Annotated in this window: 8 protein-coding genes and 1 pseudogene; 5 read left to right on the top strand and 4 right to left on the bottom strand. The window is 69.6% G+C overall.

Annotated features, from left to right (window positions below; all coding sequences use genetic code 11):
- Nucleotides 1-396: 396 nt before the first annotated feature.
- The 4 genes and pseudogenes from CCN37_RS15735 to CCN37_RS15755 all read right to left on the bottom strand — a co-directional run bounded on the left by CCN37_RS15735 (nt 397) and on the right by CCN37_RS15755 (nt 20,275).
- The gene (locus CCN37_RS15735; RefSeq protein WP_086821525.1) at nt 397-699 is read right to left on the bottom strand and encodes a hypothetical protein; all 303 of its coding nucleotides are present in this window, start codon (nt 697-699) and stop codon (nt 397-399) included.
- Nucleotides 700-702: 3 nt separating this feature from the next.
- A complete protein-coding gene (locus CCN37_RS15740) occupies nt 703-1,635 on the bottom strand; it encodes a DUF3558 domain-containing protein (RefSeq protein WP_168200687.1) in 933 nt (310 codons plus the stop codon).
- A 937-nt stretch (nt 1,636-2,572) separates the two neighbouring features.
- Nucleotides 2,573-7,234 (bottom strand): annotated as a pseudogene (locus tag CCN37_RS15750) (type I polyketide synthase); the annotation flags it as partial.
- A 99-nt stretch (nt 7,235-7,333) separates the two neighbouring features.
- A complete protein-coding gene (locus CCN37_RS15755; RefSeq protein WP_210408049.1) occupies nt 7,334-20,275 on the bottom strand; it encodes a type I polyketide synthase in 12,942 nt (4,313 codons plus the stop codon).
- Between the two features lie 531 nt (nt 20,276-20,806).
- On the opposite strand from CCN37_RS15755, the gene rfbA reads away from it, so the two are divergent.
- The 5 genes from rfbA to CCN37_RS15780 form a co-directional block, all read left to right on the top strand.
- Complete coding sequence (gene rfbA / locus CCN37_RS15760) at nt 20,807-21,682, top strand: glucose-1-phosphate thymidylyltransferase RfbA (protein ID WP_086821529.1); 876 nt, start codon at nt 20,807-20,809, stop codon at nt 21,680-21,682.
- A gap of 12 nt (nt 21,683-21,694) precedes the next feature.
- Nucleotides 21,695-22,687 (top strand): dTDP-glucose 4,6-dehydratase, encoded by a 993-nt coding sequence (rfbB, locus tag CCN37_RS15765; protein WP_086821530.1) that lies wholly within the window; start codon nt 21,695-21,697, stop codon nt 22,685-22,687.
- Between the two features lie 54 nt (nt 22,688-22,741).
- Nucleotides 22,742-23,323 carry a dTDP-4-dehydrorhamnose 3,5-epimerase family protein gene (locus CCN37_RS15770; RefSeq protein ID WP_086821531.1) on the top strand — a complete coding sequence of 194 codons (582 nt, stop codon included), beginning with the start codon at nt 22,742-22,744 and terminating at the stop codon, nt 23,321-23,323.
- A 79-nt stretch (nt 23,324-23,402) separates the two neighbouring features.
- Nucleotides 23,403-24,344, top strand: coding sequence for an NAD(P)-dependent oxidoreductase (locus CCN37_RS15775; protein ID WP_086821532.1), 942 nt, complete (start codon nt 23,403-23,405; stop codon nt 24,342-24,344).
- Between the two features lie 133 nt (nt 24,345-24,477).
- Nucleotides 24,478-25,716: NDP-hexose 2,3-dehydratase family protein (locus CCN37_RS15780; protein ID WP_246843075.1), on the top strand; the 1,239-nt coding region annotated here is incomplete at its 3' end.

Here is a 25,716-nt window from a genome sequence, read left to right on the forward strand (position 1 = left end):
TACGCACTCGGCCGCGACCAGGGGTTATCCGGAAGTGTCGGTCCGCTCCACATCGGCATCTTCCTGCCAGGTGGGGCAGATCGGCCGTGCATCGGCTGACGTGAAGAATTCGTATACGGCCTTGCACACCTCGCCCAAGACGCAGCGAGCCGCTGGGGTTTGCGGCGGTTGACGATGATCAAGAAGGGGGTTCGGTGGTCTTGAAGACCGACGAACCCCGGCCGCGCTGGGACAACCGCATTCTGTACGGTCCCGAAGACCACGTCACCGGGCGCGGGTCGCTGTCGGAGACCAGGCGCTCTGGAGACGTGTCTTGAGAACGCCCGATTCCTGTTCGCCTCACGTACGGCCTGGTTGTCGTTGCCACGCAACCCGACCGGCTGCCTCTGTGCGGGGTCAGGCCACGATGGGCTGGCCGAACAACTCGGGCATCGCCTGGACCGCGGTCCCGTAGCCCTTCGCCACGCGGACGTTGTGCTCCAGGTTCGCATCGGGGACGCCGATGAGCCCACCCGTGATCTGTCCCGTGTCCGGGACCGGCGTCTCGACGCTGTTCTTGGCGCGGAAGCGCAACAACGTCACCTGCTTCAACGTTCCGTCCGCGGCCTGCGGCCCCGGACCGGCGTGGCACCAGCCGTAGATCGTCGCCGAGTCGTACCCGGCCGGTCGCGCCTCACCCACGATGGTCTTGGAGAACACCGCTCAGTTCCCCGCCTTCAGCTTCTCCAACACCCACAACGCCACCTTGTCCGCAGGCTTGCACGGCTGCGCGTAGTCCTCGTTCGGTCTGTGCGCGGACACGGACACCTGATACGCGACCAGCGGGGCAATCCCCACAGTGGTGAAACAGCTGCCTTCCGGCGTCGTGGTCCCGATCGGCGTCTTGTTGTCGGTGTTGATCGCCGGGTAACCACCGATCGCGGTCTCCGCGAAGTAGCCCTCGCGATCCTTGTACGCCGGCCCCAGGCCAGCGCCGTTCACGAACAGCGTGATCGAGATACCGGTGTCCATGGACTTGTCGGCCTTCCAGGTGCAGTTGGGGCCGATGGGATACGAGTTCATCTTCCCTGTGTCCGTAATGATGCCGATCGTCGCCAACTGCTCCCGCGAGAGCAGGTCGCATGGCCTGGAAACGAACTTGTCGTAAGACAGGACGGGTTGTGTGAACGGCGGCGGTCCCGAGCCGTCAGGGCCGCTGACGACCTCCGTCGGCTGCCCTACCGTGACCTGGCCGCAGCCCGACACCACGAGAACGAACACGCAGCACAACAAGCGTCGCATCACACCCCCCCGACCGAACCGACGACGGTTCCGTTCCTCAGCGTCCCGGTAGATCTTCAGTGACGCCTCCAACTTCGCGATCAAAGTGTCCAGCTGCGCGAGCGCCGCGGTGTTCGCCCACACGTAGCCGCCGGGCTCCGGCCCGAGCCTCCGTTTGATCGCTTCCACCGCGGCGATGCTGTACGGGTCCACAGGCATGGGCACGTGCCTGAATTGCTCGTCGACGTCACGCAGGCTCTCCAGCTTGTCTCGCGCCTCGCGCAACGCTCGGATCAGGCGCGGGGCGCCGTCGGGATCGACGGTGTAGCCACCAGTCGGACCCACGCCACCAACGCTGACCTGCGGAATCTCCATCGATTCGACGTACCGGCCACCCTGCTCAGCCCCCGGCGCCGTGCCTGATCCGGACATTGTCCAGCCCTCCCCCTGTGCGCTCCCCGCAACCAGGAAAGCAGATCGGGAGAATCAGCGGGACGGGAGCGCGGATAGTTCGGCGAGGTCCACTCCGACAAGCGATTCGCGGAATATCCGGCGTTCGCCTGAATTCACCGGGACGTCGCAGGGAATCACCAGAACGGTGGCTCCGGAAGCGACTCCGGCGGTGACTCCGGTCGGGGAGTCCTCGACGACGACGCAGCGGGTGCTGTCGACGGCAAACGTCGTCGAACACCGGGTTTGCGGCGGTTGACGATGATCGAGAAGGGGGTTCGGTGGTCTTGAAGACCGGCGAACCTGGCGGTGCTGGGACAGCTGCATTCCGCACCACGGACGGCCTGGATGTCGTTGCCGCAACCCGACCTGTCACCTCCGCGCGGGGTCAGGTGGCGAGCTGTCAGTCGAGGCAGGTGGGGCGTTCGCGGCTTCTGCTCGTACTCCAGCAGGGCCCACGCAGCTGTGCCAAGGGGATCTCGGCGCAGGAAGTCCAGGTCCGCGTTTGGTCAGCACGAGGTGTCCTGGAGGCTGCACCGATCCGGCTCCACGCGGTGTTACGACCGCTCTTCGGTTGATGGGCCGTCCCCGCCGAGCCCACCCACCAACCGAACGCATGCGCGTTGGGCACGCCGGCGGCGATTCGTTGGCGATGGGCACTCTCGTCTCTGGTAGCGCGCGGCGGAGCGCGGGTTGGGTGGGAACCACTCGATCGGCGCGAATTCCGCCCGCTAGCACCTGGCGCGTGCTCGACGAGGGACTTCCGCCGCGCACACGGGAACGTGTCTGGAGAACGGCCGTTTCGTACTCATAGCGGGGTCGAGGGCCGCTATGAGTACGAAACGGGGTAAACCGATCAGGCTCAGGCGAATCCGAGTTCTTTATCCAGCAGATCGAACACTTCGTCGTCGGTCGCTGTGTCGAGGTTGTCGGTGTCGGCCTGGGCGGTGTCGGCGCCCTCCCACTTCCACATCAGCGTGCGCAGGCGCGCGGTGATGGCTTCGCGGGCCGCGGTGTCGTCGCCGGGCACGGAGGTCAGGGTCGCCTCCAGCTTGTCCAGCTCCTCGCGGACCAGGTCGGCCACGCCGGAGCCGCTCGGCGCCAGCTCCTCGTAGAGGTGCTCGGAGAGCGACGCGGCGTTGGGGTGATCGAAGGCCAGGGTCACCGGCAGGCGGAGCCCGGTGGCCTCGGAGAGCCGGTTGCGCAACTGCACGGCGGTCAGCGAGTCCACGCCAAGCTCCTTGAAGGAGCGCTGCGCGGGCAGGGAACCGCCGTCGTAGCCGAGCACCGATCCGGCCTGCGCGATCACCACGTCCTGCAAGATCCGGAGTCCGGCCACCTTGTCCACAGTGGACAGTTTGGCGCGGAGTTCCCCGGTGTCCTCGGCCTCCTCCGACGCGGCGGGGATCAGCGAGGTCAGCAGCGGAGTGGCCGTGACCGCGCCGCTGTCGAGGAACTTCTCCCACGTGATGTCGGCAACGACCAGGAAGGTCTCGTCGACGTCCAGCGCGCGCTGCAACGCGGTCATCGCCAGCTCACGGGGCATCGCGGGAATGCCACGCCCGCGAAGCACTTCGGCCGTGGCCGCGTCGACCATGCCGGAGTCCTCCCAGGCGCTCCACGCGACCGTCGTCGCGGGCATCCCCTGCGAGCGCCGGTGCTGGGCGAGAGCGTCCAGGTAGGCGTTGGCCGCCGCGTAGTTCCCTTGTCCCGCAACACCGATCGTGCCCGCGACGGCGGAGAACATGACGAACGCGTCGAGGTCCGAGGTCAGCTCGTGCAGGTTGCGCGCGGCGGTGGCCTTGCTGCGCACCACAGCGTCGAGCTGGGCGGTGGTGAGCGAGTCCAGCGGGGAGTCGTCGAGCACTCCGGCCGCGTGGAACACCGCCTTGATCGGAGTCGGAGCCTGCGCCAGCGCTGCCGCGAGCTGGTCGCGGTCGGCGGCGTCGCACGCCACAACGGTTGCGCCCAGTTCGTCGCGCAACGCCTCAGCACCAGGGGTTTCCAGGCCACGGCGGCCGAGCAGCAGCACGTGCTCAGCGCCGTTCGCGGTCGCCCAGCGCGCAAGGTGGCTGCCAAGCGCGCCGAGACCGCCAGTGATGACAACGGTTCCGCTCGGCTTCCAGTCGCGGCGGGCTCGGCGGGGAACCGCGTTGGCCAGGCGCCGCACGAAGACCCCGGACGGGCGGACCGCGTACTGCTCTCCCGCCTCGGAGCCGCTGAGCGCCGCGACGAGCTGGCTCAGCGAACGCTCATCGGCCTGCACGGGCAGGTCCACCAGGCCGCCCCAGCGCTGCGGGCGCTCGGCGCCGTAGGAGCCGGCGAGGCCCCACACCATGGCCTGGTCGGGGTTGGCCAGGGTTTCCGCCCCGTTCAACGCGACCGCGCTCTGCGTGACACACCACAGTGGAGCGTCGATCCCCGCGTCACCCAACGCCTGCGTCAGCGTCAGCGTGCCAGTGAGACCAGCTCCGCACGCAGAGTCATCCAGTGCCAGTAAGGACAGCACGCCGTCGTAGTACCCGCCGATCCGCTCAGCGAGATCCGCGCGCTCGGCGATGTCGGTGGCGTCCACGTCGATGCGAGTGATCTCCGCGCCAGCCGCCGTCATCAGGCTGAGCACGTCCTTCACCGACTCCGCGCCGCTGGCGGGGGTGACGACAAGCCACTCTCCGCTGAGCGCCTTTTCGGACAAAGTGACCGAGCGCCAACCGATCTCGTAGCACCAATCGTCCACAGCGGACACTTCAATGCTGCGTCGACGCCAGCCGGACAGGCTGCTCACGACCTCGCTGAGCGGAGCATCGGAGCCCAGACCCAACGTGGCCGCGACCGAGGTCAGGTCCTCGGAGTCGACGGCGTCCCAGAACCGCGTCTCCGCCGGGTTGGCCGTCGAAGGCGCGGGCGGGGTGTACCAGAAACGCTGCCGCTGGAAGGCGTAGGTCGGCAGCGCGATCTTGCGCGCGGGCAGCTCGGAGAACGCCGCCTCCCACTTCACCGGAGCACCGTTGACGAAAGCCTCAGCCGCCGAGCGGAGGAACCTCGCAGGCCCACCCTCGTTGCGGCGCAAAGAACCCACGACGACGGCCTCAGCGGAAGCCGACTCAGCGGTGGACTGCAAGGCCATGCCCAGCACCGGATGCGGGCTGGCCTCGATGAACAAGCGGTGGCGGCGCTCAAGGGCAGCGCGGGTCGCGGCCTCCAGCTGCACGGTCTGGCGGAGGTTGGTGACCCAGTACTCCGCGTCGAGCTTCACCGTGTCGATCGGCTCGCCGGTCACCGTGGAGATGAACGAGATCTCCGACGAGCGCGGCTTGATCGGCGCGAGCACTTCGAGCAGCTCCGCGCGCAACTCCTCCACCTGGGCGGAGTGCGACGCGTAGTTCACGTCGATCATCCGAGCGCGGACGTCCTGCGCCTCGGCGACCTGCTGGACCTCGACCAGAGCCTGCGGCTCACCGGACACCACCACCGACGAAGGCCCGTTCACCGCAGCGATGGAGACCTTCGCGCCCCACTCGGCGATCAGCTGCGAGGCATCCGTCAACGGCATCGTCAGCGACAGCATGCCGCCACGGTCGGAGAGCGCGATGATCGACCGGCTCCGCAGCGCGCACACTCTTGCCGCATCGGAAAGCGACAGCGCGCCCGAGACGGCGGCGGCGGCGATCTCGCCCTGCGAGTGGCCGATGACCGCCGCTGGCTCGACGCCGAAGGAGCGCCACAGCTCGGCGAGCGACACCATGACCGCCCACAGCAGCGGCTGGATCACGTCGACCCGCTCGGTGGAGGGTGTGCCTGGCTTGCCGCGCAGCACGTCCACGACCGAGAAGTCCACGAACTCCGACAGCGCCTCGTCGCACTCCTTGATGCGCTTGGCGAACACCGGCGAGGAGTCGATCAGCTCGACCGCCATGCCCGCCCACTGCGACCCCTGGCCGGGGAACACGAAGACCGGACGCGGGTCCTTGACAGCCTCGCCCACAACGACGTTCTCGCCGGAGAGCCCGAGCGAAGCCTTGAACTCCGCGTTGGAGCCCGCGAGCACGACCGCGCGGTTCTCGAAGGCCGAGCGCGTGGTGGCCAGCGAGTACGCCAGGTCGACCGACTCCTGACCAGCCACAAAGGACGACAGCCTGGCGGCCTGAGCCTTCAAAGCGTCCGCGCCACGACCGGCGAGCACCCACGGCATGACCGCCGGGGCCTCAACAACCCTTTCCGACAGTGAAAGAGGAGGAGCCTCTTCGAGGATGAGGTGAGCGTTGGTGCCGCTGACACCGAATGCGGAAACACCGGCGCGGCGAACGCGGTCACCGGAGTGCCACGGCACGGCCTCGGTCAGCAGCGACACCGCGCCGTCCGACCAGTTGATCTCCGAGGACGGGGCGTCCACGTGCAGGGTCTTCGGCAACAGCCCGTGCTGCAAGGCCATCACCATCTTGATGACCGAGCCCGAGCCGGCGGCGGCCTGCGTGTGCGCGATGTTGGACTTCAGCGAGCCGAGCCACAGCGGGCGCTCCGCAGGGCGCTCCTTGCCGTAGGTGTTGATCAGCGCGTTGGCCTCGATCGGGTCGCCGAGCGTGGTGCCGGTGCCGTGCGCCTCGACGACGTCGACGTCCTCGGACTTGAGGCCCGCGTTGGCCAGCGCCTGCTTGATCACGCGCTGCTGGGCGCGGCCGTTGGGGGCGGTGAGGCCGTTGGACGCGCCGTCCTGGTTCCACGCCGATCCGCGCAGCACAGCCAGAACCGGGTGGCCGTGGCGGCGCGCGTCGGAGAGCTTCTCGAGCAGGATCAGGCCGACGCCCTCACCCCAACCGGTGCCGTCAGCGGCTTCGGCGAAGGACTTGCAGCGGCCGTCGGCTGCGAGCCCGCGCTGGCGGCTGAACTCCACGAACACGCCAGCGGTGGACATGATCGCCGCACCGCCCGCGAGCGCGAGCGAGCACTCACCGCGCCGAAGTGCTTGTGCGGCAAGGTGCATCGCGACCAGCGAGGACGAGCACGCGGTGTCGAAGGTCATCGACGGGCCTTCGAGGCCGAGCGTGTAGTTGACCCGGCCGGAGAGCACGCTCGTCACGTTGCCGGTGATCAGGTGGCCGCCCAGTTCCTCGGGCGCACCGAGGTAGTCGCCGCCGTAGTTGAACGAGGTGGCGCCGACGAACATGCCCGCCTTGGTGCCACGCAGGGAGAGCGGGTCGATGCGGGCGCGCTCGATCGCCTCCCACGCGACCTCCAGCACGAGCCGCTGCTGCGGGTCCATCGCAAGAGCTTCGCGCGGGCTGATCCCGAAGAACGCCGGGTCGAAGTCGCCCGCGTCGTAGATGAAAGCACCCTGCTGCGTGCTTGATCCCTTGACATCACTGTCACCGGCGTCCAGGACAGCCGGGTCCCAGCCACGGTCGGTCGGGAAGCCGCCGACCGCGTCACGGCCTTCGACGACGAGGTCCCACAGGTCCTCCGGCGAGCGGACACCTCCGGCGAAGCGGCAGCCCATCGAGACGATCGCGATCGGCTCGCTCTCGGCGGCTTCCTTCTCCTTCAGTTGCTCTCTGGCCGCGGCAAGATCACCGGCGACCTTTTTGAGGTACGTGAGAAGTTTCTCGTCGTCGCTCATGGTGGCTCCCTATGACCCCAGCTCATCGATGAACCTGAACACGTCCTCCGCGCTCGCTTCGTCGCCCAACCTTTCGTCCACTGTGGACGATGCCCCGAGGCGACTTGCCAGGTCCGCGAACCTGGCAGCGAGTTCGGCACGCAGCGCCGGGTCGGCCTCGACACCGGGCAACGCGGACTCGATGCGCTCAAGCTCCGCGAAGACCGAAGGCGTGGCTTCGGGCTGCTCCGGCAGCAGCTCGCCCCGGATGTACTCCGAGAGCGCCTGCGAATCCGGGTAATCGAAGATCATCATCGCGCTGAGGCGCAGCCCGACCGCCTTGTGCAGCCGGTCACGCAGCTCGACCGCCATCAGCGAGTCGAAGCCCAGCTCCTTGAAGGCGCGGTCCGCCGCGACGGAGTCCGCCGACGCGTGGCCCAACACCGCCGCGGCCTGCGCGCGCACCATGTCGAGCAGCTCGCGCGCCTGCTCGGACTTGGGCAGCCCTGCCAGGTGCTTGGCGAAGTCGAAGGCGTCCGGAGCCGCTTCCGGCTGCGCGGCCTCGACCTGCATCGCCTTCACCGCAGGCAGTTCGTCCAGCATCGGCCGCGCCCGCCCGGCGGTGTAGCCGGGAACGAAGCGCTCCCAGTTCATGTCCGCGACGGCAAGGCACGTGTCGTCGTTGTCCAGGGCCACCTTCAGCGACGTGACCGCCAGCTCCGGCGCCATCGGGACGAGGCCACGCCGGGCCAGGTGCTCCTCAACGCCCTCACCGCGGATCATGCCGTCGTCGGCCCATGGACCCCACGCGATCGACATCGCGGCCTGACCGCGTGCACGACGTCGCTCCGCCAAGGAGTCCAGGAACGCGTTGGCCGCCGCGTAGCCGCCCTGACCACCGCTGCCCCACACTGCGGCGACGGAGGAGAAGAGCACGAAGGCGTCCAACTCGCGGTCCGCGAACAATTCGTCGAGGTGCGCGGCGCCGATCACCTTGCCCACAGCCACTTCCGCGACCTCGTCGAGCGAAGTCTCGGCCAGCGGCGCGAAGCGCACGACACCGGCGGTGTGGAAGACCGAGCGGATCGGCCCGTCCTGCTCCACGTCGGCGATGAGCGCGGCGAGTTGGTCGCGGTCGGCGGTGTCGCACGCGGCAACGGTCACCCAAGCGCCCAGCGCTTCCAGTTCCGCGACGAGCTCAGCGGCTCCGGGGGCGTCCGGACCGCGACGGCTGGTCAGCACGAGCCGGTCCGCGCCGTTGCCCGCGAGCCAGCGCGCGACGTGCCCGGCCAGGCCGCCGGTCCCGCCAGTGATCAGCACCGTGCCACGCGGCCGGAACTCGGTGCCCGGCTCGCTGTCGGCGTGCACGAGTCGCTGGGCGAAGGTGCCAGAAGCACGGATCGCCAACTGGTCGTCGTCAGTCGGAGCCGACAGGGCGCACGCGAAGCGGTACATCGCGCGCTCGTCGAGATCCTGCGGCAGGTCGATCAGCGCGCCGAGCCGCTGCGGCTGCTCAAGGCCGAGAACCCGGCCGAGGCCCCAGGTGCTCGTCTGCCCCGGATTGATCGCGCCGTCCGAGTCGCCGGTGACGACCGCGCCGGAGGTGACCAGCCAGAGCCGGGCCTTGGCGTCCATGTCGTGCATCGCCTGCACCACACCGATCGTGGCGGCGAGCCCGATCGACAGGGCCGTGTGCTCAGGGTGCGGGCGCTCGTCCAGTGCCAGCAAGGACAGCACGCCACTGATCGGCTCGGCGGCTGTCGCTTCCTTGAGCTTGGTGGCGGCCAGCTCGCGGTCGGCTTCGGCCGCGCCGAGCTCCACCGTGGTCACGCGGGCACCGAAGGTCTCCAACGCCTTGACCGTCGCGGAGATCGCGTGGCCGCCGATGCCGGGCTCGGGCGTCAGGACGACCCAGGCTCCGGGCAGGGCGGGCTCGTGCACCTCGGGCTGTGCGCGCCAGACGGCGTGGTAGCGCCAGCCGTCCACAGTGGACCGCTCCTGGTTGCGGCGGCGCCACTCCGACAACGCGGGCAGCAGCTCCGACAGTGGGCGGTCGGCGTCGATGTCCAAAGTGGACCGGATCGCATCGGGATCACCGTTCTCCACGATCTCCCAGAACTCCGCGTCGGTGGACCCGGCGGCCAGGGAGATCTCGTCCTTCGGCGGCTGGTACCAGAAGCGGTCGTGCTGGAAGGCGTAGGTCGGCAGCTCCGTCCACCGCGCGCCCGTGCCCGCGAAGAACTTCTCCCAGTCCAGCTCGGCACCGCGTCCGTACAGCTCCGTCACACCGGTGAGCAGCGTCTGCTCCTCGGGGCGGTTGCGGCGCAGGGCGGCCACCACGACGACCTTGTCGCTGTCGTTCACCAGGCAGTCACGCGCAGCGGCGGTGAGGATCGAGTCCGGGCCCAGCTCCAGGTAGCGCGTGACCCCGCGCTTCTCCAGGAACCGCACCGCGTCGAGGAACCGGACCTCGTTGCGGACGTGGGTGACCCAGTACTCCGCGTTGGCCAGCTGCGCGATCTCGCCGGTCACCGCCGAGACGATCGGGATGCTCGGCTCGGCGTACTCCAGTGACGTCACGAGATCGCGGAACTCAGCGATCATCGGCTCCATCAGCGGCGAGTGGAACGCGTGGGAAACGTTGAGGCGCTTCGACTTCACGCCCGTAGCCTCCGCGACCGCGAGCACCGACTCCTCGGCTCCGGCGATCACCGTCGAGCGCGGGCCGTTGACGGCGGCCACGCTGACGTCGTCGCGGCCGTCCAGCAGCGGCAGCACATCGGCCTCCGCCGCCTGGAGCGAAACCATGGCGCCGCCCGAGGGCAAGGCCTGCATCAGCCTGCCGCGCGAGGTGACCAGCTTCGCGGCGTCGGTCAGCGACAGTACTCCGGCAACGTGCGCCGCGGCGATCTCGCCGATGGAGTGCCCGGCGAGGAAGTCCGGCGTCAGGCCCCATTCGGAAACCAGGCGGAACAACGCGACCTCGATCGCGAACAGCGCGGGCTGCGTGAACTCGGTGCGGCTCAGCTCCTCGGTGTCGAGCACGGCCGCGAGCGGTTTGGCCATGTACTTGTCCAGCTCGGCGACGACCTCGTCGAAAGCCTTGGCGTAGAACGGGAACGCGTTGTACAGCGCGCGCCCCATGCCCGCCCGCTGAGCGCCTTGGCCGGTGAACAGGAAGGCGGTCTTGCCCTCGTTCACCGCGCTGATCGCGCCGTCCCCGTCGGACAGCGCGGCGAGCGCGTTCAGCAGCACCTCGCGCTCCGATCCGACGATCGTCGCCCGGTACTCGAAGGCCGTCCGCGTGGTGGCCAGCGAGTAGGACAGGTCGAGCAGCGAGCCGGTCGAAGCGCGCTCGCGGAGCAGGGAAGCCTGCTCGCGCAACGCCTTCTCCGAGCGCGCCGACAGGGTCCACGGCAGCACAGGCAGTTCGCGCTCCGTGACCGGGTCAGCGACCTCGATCTCCGGCGCCTGCTCGATGATCGCGTGCGCGTTGGTGCCGCTGATGCCGAAGGCGGAGATGCCCGCGAGGCGCGGACCGTCGCGCTCCGGCCAGGTCACCGCTTCGGTCAGCAACGACACGTCGCCCGCCGACCAGTCCACGTGGGTGGACGGCACATCGGCGTTGAGCGTCTTCGGCATGATCCCGTGTTGCATCGCGAGCACGAGCTTGATCACACCCGCGACACCTGAAGCGGCCTGCGTGTGGCCGATGTTGGACTTCAGCGCGCCGAGCTGCACCGGGCGGTCGCGGTCTTGGCCGTAGGTCGCGAGCAGCGCCTGTGCCTCGATCGGGTCGCCCAGCACGGTTCCGGTGCCGTGCGCCTCGATGAGGTCCACATCGGACGGTGCGACTCCGGCGTTGGCCAGCGCCTGCCGGATGACGCGCTGCTGAGAGGGGCCGTTGGGCGCGGCGAGCCCGTTGGACGCGCCGTCCTGGTTGACCGCCGAGCCCCGCACCACGGCGAGGACCTTGTGACCACGAGCACGTGCGTCGGAAAGGCGCTCCAGCAACAGCATTCCCGCGCCCTCGGACCAGCTCGTGCCGTCAGCGGAGTCGGAGAACGCCTTCACCCGGCCGTCGCGGGCGAGGCCGCGCTGGCGGGAGAACTCGACGAACAGGCTCGGCATCGACATCACGGTCACGCCGCCGGCGAGCGCGAGGTCGCACTCACCCTGGCGGAGTGCCTGGCACGCGAGGTGGATCGCGACCAGCGAGGACGAGCACGCGGTGTCCAGCGTGATCGACGGTCCCTCGGTGCCGAGGATGTAGGAGATCCGGCCGGACACCACGCTCGCGGCCTTGCCGGTGAGCAGGTAGCCCTCCAGGTCGGCGGGCATCTTCGTCAGGTGCCCGGCGTAGTCCTGGCCGTTGGTGCCGACGTAGACGCCGACCTGCTCGCCGCTGACCGAGGACGGGGCGACGCCACCGCGCTCAAGGGCTTCCCACGCCGTCTCAAGGAGAACTCGCTGCTGCGGGTCCATCGCCAGAGCCTCGCGCGGGCTGATCCCGAAGAACGCCGGGTCGAACTCGCCCGCGTCGTAGAGGAAACCGCCGACACGCGAGTAGGTCTTGCCGTGGCTCTCCGGGTTCGGGTCGTACAGGTCCTCGTCCCAACCACGATCGGTGGGGAGCAGGCCCATCGCGTCGCGGCCGTCGGTGAGCATCTGCCACAGCTGCTCCGGAGTGCGCACGCCACCGGGCAGGCGGCAGCTCATCGACACGATCGCGATCGGGTCGTCGTCCTGCACCACCCTCGTGACGGTCGCGGCGGCGGCCTTGCGGTCACCCAACGCCTGGCTGCGCAGGAACTCCGCGAGCACGGCGGGGGTCGGGTAGTCGAAGAGCAGCGTGGTCGGCAGCTTGAGGCCGGACGCCTCGCTGAGCCGGTTGCGCAGCTCGACGGCGGTCAGCGAGTCGAAGCCGACCTCCTTGAACGCGCGCTTGGGCTCCAGGGCGTCGGGGTCCGGGTGCGCGATGACCGCGGCGGCCTGCGTGCGCACCAGGTCAAGCACGGCGCGGTCCTGGTCGGCGGGCGAGAGACCGGCGAGGCGGTCGGCCAGCGCGGAACCACCGGCGGCGGGCTTGCTGACCGCCGTCGCGGCGCTGCGCCGCTGCGGAACCTTGACCAGGCCCCGCATCAGCGGCGACATCGCCGGGTCGCTGATCCGGTTGCGCAGCGTCGCGGTGTCCAGGCGGACCGGCAGCAGCGCCGCGTCCTCGGCCCCGGCCGCCGCGTCGAAGAGCGACAGACCCTCTTCGGAGGCGAGGGGAACGACGCCCGAGCGGGCCATGCGCTGCACGTCGGCGTCGGTCAGGTGGTCGCTCATCCCGCTGCGCTGGGCCCAGAAACCCCAGCCGAGCGAGACACCGGAGAGCCCGTTGGCCCGGCGGTGAGTTGCCAGAGCGTCAAGGAAGGCGTTGGCCGCCGCGTAGTTCGCCTGCCCGGGGTTGCCGAAGGAGGCGACCATCGAGGAGTACAGCGCGAACAGCGGCAGATCGAGGTCCTTGGTCAGCTCGTGCAGGTTCATCACCGCGTCGACCTTGGGCCGGAGCACGGTGTCGAATCGTTGCGGCGTCAGTGCTCCGAGGATGCCGTCGTCCAGAACGCCGGCGGTGTGCACGACACCGGTCAGCGGGTGCTCCGGGTAGATCGAGTCGAGCAGCACCTCCACGGCCTCGCGGTCGGCGGCGTCGCAGGCCGCGAACCGCACCGTGGCACCGAGTTCGGCCAGCTCCAACGCCAGCTCGACCGCGCCCTCCGCGACCAGACCGCTGCGGCTGGCCATGAGCAGGTGCTTGACGCCGTGCTCGGTGACGAGGTGGCTGGCGAGCAGACCCGCGAGCACACCGGTCGCGCCCGTGATGAGGACCGTGCCCTCGGGGTGGAGGTCGAGCTTCTGCGGCTTCGCCTCCACGCGAGCAAGCCTTGGCGCCAGGAGCTTTCCGCCGCGCAGAGCCAACTGCGGCTCGTGCACCGCCATCACGCGGCGCAGCGATTGCCGTGCTTCCGCGGTGCTCGTGCTGGCAGTGTTTTCTAGGTCGACGATCACGACGCGGCCGGGGTTCTCCGACTGCGCGGACCGCACGAGGCCCCACAGGGCACCGGCGGCGAGGTCGGTGACGTCCGCTCCGGCCTCGGTGGCCATGGCGCCCTTGGTGACGAGGAGCAGACCGGAGTTCTCGAAGCGCGCGTCGGCGAGCCAGTGCTGCACCAGCTCCAGCGCGCGGTAGGTCACCGTGCGCACGGCCGTTGGCAGGTCGCCGTCGTCCAGCGGGTCCGGCCCGAACTGGACCACGACCACGTCCGGCACGTCGCCGCCCGCGTCCATCAGCAGCTGAAGATCATCCAAAGTGGACGGACGGCCGGTGGTGCCGAGCACCGCGTCCAGGCCGAAGCAGTCCGCGCCGACCCGGGTCCAGCGACCACCAGCGGGCTCGGACGGCAGCGGCACGGGCTGCCACGCGGTGCGGAACAGCGCGTCGTCTGCGGGCGAACCGGCGGTGCGCAGGAGGTCGATGTCCAGTGCGGCGAAGCGAACCGTGCGCGCGGTGATCACCGGCATGCCGGTCGGGTTCGCCACCGTCATGGAGTAGCAGTTCTCGCCGGTCGGCACGAGTCGCACGCGCAGCGCGGTCGCCGCGTTGGCGTGCACCACGACGCCCTGCCAGCCAATGGCGAGCATCGGCTCTCCGGGATCGGCGGGCATGTTGACCCCGGCCGCGTGCAGTGCAGCGCCGAGAAGCGCCGGGTGCAGCACGAACTCGGCAGCGTCGGCGTGGTGCTCAGCGTCGATCGCGACCTCGGCGAAGACCTCCTCGCCGCGGCGCCACACCTTGCGGAGGCCCTTGAGCGCCGGGCCGCAGCCGAGGCCGCGCGAGGTCAGGTCGGCGTAGATCCCGCCGACGTCAACGGGGTTCGCCTCCTCCGGCGGCCACGCGGAGAGGTCGAAGTCGGCCTGCTCGGCACCCGTCGCCACGACACCCGTCGCGTGCTGGGTCCACTGCTGGTCGTCGACCTCGACCTCGGTGTCCGGCCGGGAGAAGACGCTGATGCGGCGGCGACCGGAGTCGTCGGGGCCGCCGAGCACGACCTGCACCATGCGCGCGCAGGACGGCTGCACGACGAGCGGGTGGTCCAGCGTCAGCTCTTCGACCTCGTCGCAGCCGAGCAGATCTCCTGCTGCGACAGCGAATTCCACGAGCAGTGAGGGCGGAGCGACCACGAGCCCGGCGACCTGGTGGTCGGCGAGCCACGGCTCTTCGCGCAGGGAGAGCCGTCCGGTGAAGAGGTACCCGCCGTTGACGGGGAGCGCGGTTCCGGTGCCCAGCAACGGGTGCGCGGTGCCGCTGAGGCCCGCCGCGCCGAGGTCGCCCGCCGCCTGCTCGACCTCCAGCCAGTAGCGCTGCCGCTGGAAGGGGTAGGTCGGCAGGTCCATGACCGAGCCGTCGCCGAAGGTGTCGCTCCACGACACGGTCACGCCGCGCACGTAGGCCTCGGCGAGCGAGAGCATCAACCGCGCGCGGTCACCCTCCTCGCGGCGCAGCGTGCCGACCGTGACCGCGTCGGTTCCCGTGTCCTCAACGGTTTCCTGCATCGCCATGGCGAGCATGGGATGCGGACTGACCTCGATGAAGGCGGTGTGCCCTGCGGCGAGCAGAGACCGGGTCGCGCGCTCGAAGTCCACGGACTCGCGGATGTTGCGGTACCAGTAGTCGGTGTCCAGCTCCAGGCCCGGCAGCACGTCGCCGGTCACCGTGGAGTAGAAGGGAATGCTGTTCTTCAGCGGCTCGATGCCGTCGAGCTCGGCGTACAGCTGCTCGCGCAGCGCGTCCACCTGCGGCGAGTGACCGGCGGTGTCCACACCGGGAACCCTGCGGCACTTCACGCCGAGCTGCGTCAGCTCCTTGGCCAGCGCGTTGAGTGCTTCCACCGCACCGGAGATCGTCGCCGAGCTGTGGCTGTTCACCGCCGCGACGCCGAGCACGTCGCCCCACGGCTCCAGGTGCGGGCGGATCTCGTCGGCGGGCAGCAGCACGGAGAGCATGCCGCCCTTGCCGCTGAGCCGGAACCACGCCTGGCTGCGGCGGGCGATGATCCGGCACGCCTCGTCCAGGGTGAGCGCGCCCGCGATGAACGCGGCGGCGACCTCGCCCTGCGAGTGCCCGACCACGGCGGAGGGCTCGACGCCGTGCGCCCGCCACAGCTGCGCGAGACCGGTCATCATCGCGAAGAGCACCGGCTGGATGACGTCGATGCGCTCAAGGGACGGGGCGCCGTCCTTCTTGAGCAGAACGTCCACAATGGACCAGTCGATGTAGGAGCGCAGCGCCTCGTCGCACGCGAGGACCTGCGTGCGGAAGGACGGGTAGTGCTCCCACAGCGACAGCGCCATGTCGGACCACTGCGAGCCCTGGCCGGGGAACACGAAGACCACCTTGCGGCCGTCCGCGCCGTTGCCCCGGCTGACGTTGGCCGCGGGCTCGCCGTTGACCAACGCGTCCAAGCCGCACAGCAACTCGACGCGGTCCTTGGCCACCACCGCGGCGCGCTGGTCGAAGGAGCTGCGCGTCGTCGCGAGCGAACGCGCGAAGGCAACCAGGTCCAGGTCCTGCTCATCGTCCACAAGAGACCAGAGCTGGTCGGCCTGGGCCTTCAGCGCCGCCTCGGACTTGCCGGAGAGCACGAACGGGAACGCGCCCTCGACCTCGTCAGGTGTGACCGGCGCGGCAGTCGGCGCTTCCGTGTCTTGCGGGACACCCGCACCCGGTCGGCTCCAGCGTGCGGAAACAGCATCGCACGCTGGAGCCTCCTCGATGATCGCGTGCGCGTTGGTCCCGCTGATACCGAAGGAAGAGATGGCCGCGCGACGCGGACGCTCGCTCTCCCACGGCTGAGCCTGGGTGAGCAGCCGCACCGCGCCGGAGGTCCAGTCCACATGGGACGTCGGCTCGGTCACGTGCAGCGTCTTCGGCAACGTGTTGTGCCGCAACGCCATGACCATCTTGATGATGCCGCCGACACCAGCAGCGGCCTGCGTGTGACCGGTGTTGGACTTGAGAGAACCCAACCACACCGGGGTTTCCCGGTCCCGGCCGTAGGTCGACATCAGCGCGTTGGCCTCGATCGGGTCACCGAGCTTGGTGCCGGTGCCGTGCGCCTCCACCGCGTCGATGTCGGCGGTGGTGAGGCCCGCGTTGGCCAGCGCCTGGCGGATGACCCGCTCCTGCGCGAGCCCGTTCGGCGCGGTGAGCCCGTTGGACGCGCCGTCCTGGTTCATCGCGCTGCCACGGATGACCGCGAGCACCTGGTGGCCGTTGCGCTGAGCGTCAGAGAGCTTCTCCAGCACGAGCATGCCCGCGCCCTCGGCCCAGCCCGTGCCGTCCGCGTCGGCCGAGAACGCGCGGCAGCGCCCGGTCGGCGACAGCGCGCGCTGACGGGTCAGCTCGATGAAGATGCCCGGGTTCGGCATGACCGTGACACCACCGGCCAACGCCAGCGTGCACTCGCCGTTGCGCAGCGACTGCACCGCCATGTGCACTGCCACCAGCGAGGACGAGCACGCGGTGTCCACCGTGACGGCGGGGCCTTCGAGGCCGAGCGTGTAGGCGATGCGGCCGGACGCGACGCTCGTGGTCGTTCCGGTGAGCAAGTAGCCCTCGACGCCTTCGCCCGCCTCGTACATGCGGGGGCCGTAGTCCTGCGGCATCGCGCCGACGAACACGCCCGCCCGGCTGCCGCGCAGCTCCTTCGGCGCGATCCCCGCGCGCTCCAAGGACTCCCACGCGGTTTCCATGATCACCCGCTGCTGCGGGTCCATCGCCATGGCCTCGCGGGCGGAGATGCCGAAGAACGTCGGGTCGAACTCGTGGGCCTGCCGGAGGAAGCCGCCTTCGCGGACGTAGCTCTTACCCGTCTTGTCGGGGTCCGGGTCGTAGATCGAGTCGATGTCCCACCCGCGCTCGGCCGGGAACTCCCCGACCAGGTCGCGGCCGTTGGCCAGCACGTCCCACAGCTGCTCCGGCGAGTTGACGTCGCCCGGGAAGCGGCAGCCCATCGCCACGATCGCGATCGGCTCGCTGTGGTCGGTACTGCCGGGCGCCTCCTGAGGCTCCTCTGTGCGGCCCAGGAACTCGTCCAGGGTGTGCTCGGCGAGGCGCTTCGGCGTGGGGTAGTTGAACAGCAGGGAGCTGGGCAGGTCGAGCCCGGTCGCGGTGGAGAGCCGGTCGCGCAGCTCGACGGCGGTCAGCGAGTCGAAGCCGAGGTCCTTGAACGGCAGCTCCGGGTCGACGGCCGCGAGGTCGGTGTAACCGAGCACCGACGCCACGAGCGCGCGCACCATGTCGAGGGAGATCCGCCGCTGCTCGTCCTCGCCCAGGACCTCAGCGAGCTTCTGCCACAGGATCGGCCGGTCTTCGGTCTGCGGCTCGTCTTTCTTGTCCGCGACCGCAGTGGTGACGGCCGCGTCGAGCCAGCAGCGCTGCCGCTGGAAGGCGTAGGTCGGCAGTGCGACGCGACGGGCTCCGGTGCCCGCGAAGAAGCTCGCCCAGTCGACCTCAACACCGTTGGTGTGCAGGGAAACCAGGGCACTCAGCGCGGCCTCGTCCTCGGCGCGGTCCCTGCGCAGCAACGGAACGAGCGCGATCCCGGCCTTGACGGTCAGCGACTCCTTGGCGGCGGCGGTCAGCACGCCGTGCGGGCCGAGCTCCAGGTAGCGGGTGACGCCGTTGGCTTCGAGGCAGCGCACGCTGTCGTAGAAGCGCACGGTGCCGCGCACGTGCTGGACCCAGTAGTCCGCCGAGTACTCCTCGACCTCGGTGCCCGAGATGATCGGGATCGTCGGCGCCGAGTACGTCAGCGACTCCGCGACCGCGCGGAAGTCGTCGAGCATCGGGTCCATCAGTGGCGAGTGAAACGCGTGGGACACCGTGAGCCGCTTGGTCTTCGCGCCAGTCGCAGCGGCGATCTGAAGGACCGAGTCCTCGTCGCCCGCGATGACCGTCGACTGTGGACCGTTGAGGGCCGCGATGCTGACGCGGTCGTTGAGCAGCGGCAGCACGTCGGCTTCGCCGGCCTGGATCGACACCATCGCGCCACCGGTGGGCAGCGCCTGCATCAACCGGCCGCGTGCCGTGACGAGCTTGGCAGCGTCCGTCAAGGAGAGGACGCCCGCGACGTGCGCCGCCGCGATCTCGCCGATGGAGTGCCCGGAGAGGTAGTCCGGCCGCAGGCCCCAGCTCTCCGCGAGCCGAAACAGCGCGACCTCGATCGCGAACAGCGCGGGCTGCGTGTACTGCGTCTGGTCAAGCTCGTCGCCGTTGGCGATGATCTCGGCGAGCGGCATGTCGAACTCGGCCGCGACCTCGTCGAAAGCCTTTGCGAACACGGGGAAAGCGGCGTGCAGCTCGCGGCCCATGCCAGCGCGCTGAGCACCTTGGCCGGTGAACAGGAACGCGGTCTTGCCCTCGCCCGCGCGGCCTTCGACGACCGCCGCGTGCGGCATGCCGTCCGCGTAGGCGCGCAGCCCGCTGATCAGCTCTTCGCGGTCGCGGCCGACGACTCCGACGCGGTGGGTCAGCGCGGCGCGCGTGGTGGCGAGCGAGTTCGCGACGTCCAGCGCGCTGTCCACAGTGGACAGAAGGCGGGAAGCCTGCGCGCGCAAAGCCTGCGGCGTCTTGGCTGAGAGCACCCACGGCAGCACGCTCGGCGCGATGCCCGGTTTCGCGGCTTCGCGCTGCGGTGCTTCGGTGAGCACGAGGTGACAGTTGGTGCCGCCCATGCCGAACGAGGAGACGCCGGCGACGATCTCCTCGCCGGGCCAGGCGCTCAGCTCCGTCTGCACGCGGAGGTTCAGCGCGTCCAGGTCGATCGCCGGGTTGGGCGTCTCGAAGTTCAGGCTCGGCGGCAGTTCGCGGTTGCGCACGGCGAGCGCGGCCTTGATGAGGCCGGTGACCCCCGCGGCGCCTTCGAGGTGGCCGACGTTGGTCTTGGCCGAGCCGACCAGTAGCGGACTGGGCCGGACCGCGCCGAGCACCGCGCCGAGCGCTCCGGCCTCCACCGGGTCGCCCACCTTCGTGCCCGTGCCGTGCAGTTCGACGTACTGGACCTTGGCCGGGTCGACACCCGCGCGCCGATAAGCGGCTCGCAGAAGGTCTTCCTGGCCAGCGCGGTCCGGCGTGGTCAGCGTGTCGCCGCCACCGTCGTTGTTGACCGCGCCGCCCGCGATGACGCAGTAGATCGGGTCGCCGTCCGCGAGCGCCTTGTGCAGCGGCTTCAGCACAACGACACCGCCGCCCTCACCACGGACATAGCCGTTGGCGCGGGCGTCGAAGGTGTAGCAGCGGCCGTCCGGGGACAGCGCGCCGAACGCGGCCGCGCCGAGCGTGCTCTCCGGAGCCAGGTTCAGCGTCACACCGCCGGCGAGGGCGATGTCGGCGTCCCCGTTGCGGATGCTCTCGCACGCCATGTGCACGGCGACCAGCGAGGAGGACTGTCCGCTGTCGACGACCATGCTGGGCCCGCGCAGGCCGAGCAGGTAGGACACGCGGTTGGCGATCATGCCGCGGTTGAGGCCGGTCAGCGTGTGCTGCCCGACGTCGGCTCCCGCGCGGTGCAGCAGCGTCGCGTAGTCGTCACCGATCGCGCCGACGAAGACACCCGCGCGCTGACCGGCGAGCGAGTCGGCGGGCAGCCCGGCGTCCTCCAGGGCCTCCCAGCTCAGCTCCAGCGCCAGCCGCTGCTGCGGGTCCATGGCCGCGGCCTCGCGCGGGGCGATGCCGAAGAAGGCGGGATCGAACCCGGCGACCTCGGCGAGGCGACCGGCGCGGCCCCGCTCGGTCTCGGAGATCGCGTCGGTGCCCGAGCGCAGCAGCCCCCAGAACGCGCCGGGACCACCCGCCTCAGGCAACCGGCAGGCAATACCGATGACAGCGATGCCCGTTCTCTGGTCCTTCTCGCCTTCAGCCACCATCGCCCCTAGTCCCCGCATACTCGGTTGATCGAGAAGGAGAACAACCTCGGTGTTGTCCCGCCCTACGCCCTAAAGCGAGACCCGTATCGAAGAAATTGATTTCCCTGTTGTTCTTGTGCCCACGCGCGGTTGGTTCCGAAACTAACTGCCGCCCCACCCCTAGCAACAACCCCTAACGTTCGGCCTGAGAGGCCAGTGACACGGCCCCCGACAAGGGAAAAGGTTCTTGAGGTGATCCACCGGACGGTCGACGCCACCGGGCTCGCAAGGGGCCGTTCGGAGCAGTCCGAAGTGCCCCGTGAATTGTCCCGGTTTAGCTCGGCGATGTAGTGCCCACACAGGCGTTTCGCGACCTCACGAACCCGGAAAAATGCGCCGCCGCGCGCCGTCGGGCGCTGAAAAAACAGGTCAAGCACCCACCCCTGAACCCACCACTACCGCCCCTCAATTCCTGGAAGGCGCTGGCTCGCGGTGCGCGGGGCGACATAGCTTGCTGGCGGGGCCGCCACCGGTCCCGGGAGGGGCTCAGGCATGAAGGGGATCGTGCTGGCGGGCGGGTCTGGGACCCGGCTGCACCCGGTGACGCTGTCGGTGTCCAAGCAGCTGCTGCCGGTCTACGACAAGCCGATGATCTACTACCCGCTGTCGGTGCTGATGCTGTCCGGCATCCGGGACATCCTGCTGATCTCCACGCCGCAGGACCTGCCGCTGTTCGAGCGGCTGCTCGGCGACGGCTCCCAGCTCGGGCTGAACATCAGCTACGCCGAGCAGGCCGAGCCGCGCGGGCTCGCCGAGGCGTTCGTGATCGGCGCCGACCACGTCGGCAACGACACCGCCGCGCTCATCCTCGGCGACAACATCTTCCACGGGCAGCGGTTCTCCGAGATCCTCGAAGCGACCGCGCAGGACGTGAAGGGCTGCGTGCTCTTCGGCTACCCGGTGCACGACCCGCACCGCTACGGCGTCGGCGAGACCGACTCCGACGGCAGGTTGATCTCCATCGAGGAGAAGCCGGAGAACCCGAAGTCCAACCGGGCGATCACCGGCCTGTACTTCTACGACAACGACGTGGTCGACATCGCCAAGAACATCCGGCCCTCCGCGCGCGGCGAGCTGGAGATCACCGACGTGAACCGCGCGTACCTGGAGCGCGGCGACGCCAGGCTGATCGACCTCGGCCGGGGTTTCGCGTGGCTGGACACCGGCACCCACGACTCGCTGCTGCAGGCAGGGCAGTACCTCGCGACGCTGGAGAACCGGCAGGGCGTGCGCATCGCGTGCCTCGAAGAGATCGCGCTGCGCATGGGATTCATCGACGCCGACGCCTGCCACGCGCTCGGCGCGAAGCTCTCCAAGACCGGCTACGGCCGCTACATCATGGACGTGGCCAAGGAATTCCGAGCCTAGAAAGGTTCCAGCGTGCGCATCCTGGTCACCGGCGGTGCCGGCTTCATCGGCTCGCACTTCGTCCGCGAACTGCTCGCCGGGCGCTACCCCGCGTTCTCCGGCGCCGAAGTGCTCGTGCTGGACAAGCTGACCTACGCGGGCAACCTGGCCAACCTGGCCCCGGTCGCCGACCTGCCGGAACTGCGCTTCGTGCGCGGCGACATCTGCGACGCGGAGCTGGTGCGCTCGTTGATGGCGGGCGTCGACCTGGTGGTGCACTTCGCCGCCGAGTCCCATGTGGACAGATCCATCACCGGCTCCGCGGAGTTCATCCGCACCAACGTGCTCGGCACGCAGACCCTGTTGCAGGGCGCCATGGACGCGGCGGTCGGCAAGTTCGTGCACGTCTCCACCGACGAGGTCTACGGCTCGATCGACAGCGGTTCGTGGCCGGAGGACCACCCGCTGCTGCCGAACTCGCCGTACTCCGCGTCGAAGGCGTCCTCGGACCTGCTGGTGCGCTCCTACCACCGCACGCACGGCATGCACACGTGCGTCACGCGCTGCTCCAACAACTACGGCCCGTACCAGTTCCCGGAGAAGGTCGTGCCGCTGTTCGTCACGAACCTGTTGGAGGGCTTGAAGGTCCCGCTCTACGGCGACGGCCGCAACGTCCGCGACTGGCTGCACGTCGACGACCACTGCCGGGGCATCGCGCTGGTGGCCGAGCGCGGTCGCGCCGGTGAGGTCTACAACCTCGGCGGCGGCACGGAGCTGAGCAACCGCGAGCTGACCGAGGAGCTGCTGCGGCTGATGGGCGCGGACTGGTCGATGGTGCGCACCGTGCCCGACCGCAAGGGCCACGACCTGCGCTACTCCGTTGACATCAGCAAGGCCGCGAGCGAACTGGGCTACGCGCCGCTGAAGGACTTCGCGACGGGCATCGCCGAGACGGCCGCCTGGTACCGGGAGAACCGCGACTGGTGGGTCCCGCTGCGTGACGGAGCCGCCCTGCCGACGGGCTGAAAAAGCGTTTTGGGTTATATTCTCCGGAGCCCGGAGAATAGGTAGTGTACGGGTATGCAGACACGTGAGCTGGCCGTCGAAGGCGCTTTCGAATTCACCCCGACGGTCTACCCCGACAGCCGTGGGGTGTTCGTTTCCCCGTTCCAGGAGCCCGCTTTCGAGGCGGCCGTCGGGCGCAAGCACACCGTGGCGCAGACCAACCACAACCGCTCCGCCAAGGGTGTCGTGCGCGGCATCCACTTCACCAGGACGCCCCCCGGCCAGGCGAAGTACGTCTACTGCGCGCGCGGCAGGGCGCTGGACGTCGTGGTCGACCTGCGGCTGGGCTCGCCGACCTTCGGCAAGTGGGACGTGGTGGAGATGGACGACGTGTCCTTCCGCGCCATGTACTTCCCGGTCGGCGTCGGGCACGCCTTCGTGGCGCTGGAGGACAACACGGTGATGTCGTACGTGGTCACCAGCTTCTACGACCCGGCGAACGAGCTGTCGATCAGTCCGCTGGACCCCGACCTCGCGCTGCCGTGGCCGAAGGACCTCGACCACATCCTCTCCGACCGCGACACCGCCGCGCCGAGCTTCAAGGAGGCAGAGGCCCAAGGGCTGCTGCCCAAGTACTCCGACTGCCTCGACCTCTGAGTCCGTTCCGGGGTACTAGAAGCCCTTGACCTGCACGTTAGGGGTTGTCGGGTGGTCTGGGCCGTGATTGCGTCGGTCCATGACCATCACCGACCGATTCGCCCGCCCCCGTGTGGCGGTGCTCGGCGCGACGGGCTGCGTCGGCAGGCAGGTCTGCGCGGCCTTCGCCGCCGCCGACTACGAGGTGATCGCCGTGGCCAGGCGGTTCGCCCCGCAGATCGCCGGCTACCGCTACCGGTCGCTGGACGTGGGCGGCGCGGACGTGCCACGCCTGGCGCACATGCTCACGGCGGAGCGGGTGCGGGCGGTGGTCAACGCCACCGGCGGGTGGGGCAGCACGGAGCAGGAGATGACCTACTCCCACGTCGGCCTGGTGAAACGCCTGGTGGAGGCGGTGGCCGAGGTGCCGCAACGGCCGCGCCTGGTGCACGTGGGCACGATCCACGAGTACGGCCCGGTCGCCCCCGGCACGGTGATCGACGAGGACACTGCGCCCGCGCCGACCACGATGTACGCGCGGACGAAGCTCGCCGGCTCCGAGGAGGTGCTGCGGGCGACCGCCGCCGGGGACGTGGACGGGGTGGTGCTGCGGGTGGTGAACGTCTTCGGCCCGCACCCCTCCCCAGCGAGCTTCCTCGGCGCTCTCTCCGCCAAACTGCGGACGGTTTCGCCTGGTCAGGAGCTTGAGTTGAGCATCGCTGAGGCTCGGCGGGACTACGTCGACGCCCGCGACGCCGCCGAGGCCGTGCTGCGCGCCGCGCACGCCGGAGTGACCGGCGAGGTGATCAACATCGGTCGCGGCAGCGCGGTTGACCTGCGTGAACTGGTGTACGGCCTGGTCGAGGCCGCAGGTCTGGACGCGGGTGCCGTGCGCGAGCTGGGCGCGCAGGTCACCAGCAAGGGCGGCGACTGGACGCTGTCCAGCACCGGCAAGGCGCGCGAGCTGCTGGGCTGGCAGGCCGCGGTGCCCGTGGCGGAGTCCGTGCGGGCGATGCTCGGCGCGCTGCCGGTCTCCGCCTGATTGTTATTGCTCCCCCTAACCCCACCCCTATTCTCCGGTGGACGGGGCCGCTGATTTCGAATTCGCCATAGGGTGGGGCCACGAAATTGCCTTCCGGAGAACGGCGTTACTCCAGCGGACGAAGGACTATCCCGTGACCGAGACTTCGACCCACTCCGCCGTAGCGCTGCGCACCGCGGACGCCACCATCGCGCTGCGGATCGCCGAATCCGCGCTGACCGTCGACGGCCGCACCTCACTCGTTGACTTCCGCACCTGGTTCACCGACTGCGGCACCCGCAACTACACCGAGGTGGACCGGGTCCCGCTGGACCGCCTCGCGAACTGGTCGGCCGATCCGGTCACGGGCAACATCGGACACTCCAGCGGCAAGTTCTTCGTCGTGGAGGGCCTGGAGATCGAGCGCCCCGGGCACTGGGTCGAGCACTGGGTGCAGCCGATCATCAACCAGCCGGAGATCGGCATCCTGGGCATCGTCGTCAAGGAGTTCGACGGCGTCCTGCACTGCCTGATGCAGGGCAAGGTGGAGCCCGGCAACTGCAACGGCGTGCAGCTCTCGCCGACCGTGCAGGCCACGCGCAGCAACTACACCCGCGTGCACAAGGGAAAGCCGGTCCCCTACCTCGAGTACTTCATGGAAACCAAGCAGCACAAGGTGATCGCCGACGTGCTCCAGTCCGAGCAGGGCTCGTGGTTCTTCCAGAAGCGCAACCGCAACATGGTCGTCGAGGTCACCGAGGACGTCGAGCTGCTCGAAGACTTCTGCTGGCTGACGCTCGGCCAGCTGCACCAGCTGCTCCGCGAGGACGACCTGGTGAACATGGACGCGCGCACCGTGCTGTCGTGCCTGCCGTTCTCCGGCACCGACCTCGCGACGCTGCTGCCCGACACCGAGCGCGACGCCTTCACCACCTCGATCATGCGCTCCTGCACCGAGAGCGAGGGCGCGGTGCACACCACCGACGAGATCCTGAGCTGGATCACCGGTGCCCGCACCCGCCACGACATCACCGCGAACCGCGTCCCCCTCAAGGGGATCGACCAGTGGAAGCACACCGACGCCGGTATCTCCCACGAGACCGGCCGCTTCTTCAGCGTGATCGGCGTCGACGTGCGCGCCGGCGGCCGCGAGGTCCTCCAGTGGTCCCAACCGATGCTCGAGCCCAGCGGCGACGGCCTCTCCGCGTTCCTGGTCAAGCGCTTCGGCGGCGTCCTGCACGCCCTNNNNGAGGACGTCGACCTCGACGCGCATCCCGACCACCGCTGGCTCCCCCTGCACCAGCTGGTCGGCCTGCTCCGCCACAGCCACTACGTCAACGTCCAGGCCCGCAGCCTCGTGGCCTGCATGCACTCCCTCTTCGCCCCCCACCCC

This window comes from Allokutzneria sp. NRRL B-24872, from assembly GCF_002155965.1.
GTDB lineage: Bacteria > Actinomycetota > Actinomycetes > Mycobacteriales > Pseudonocardiaceae > Allokutzneria.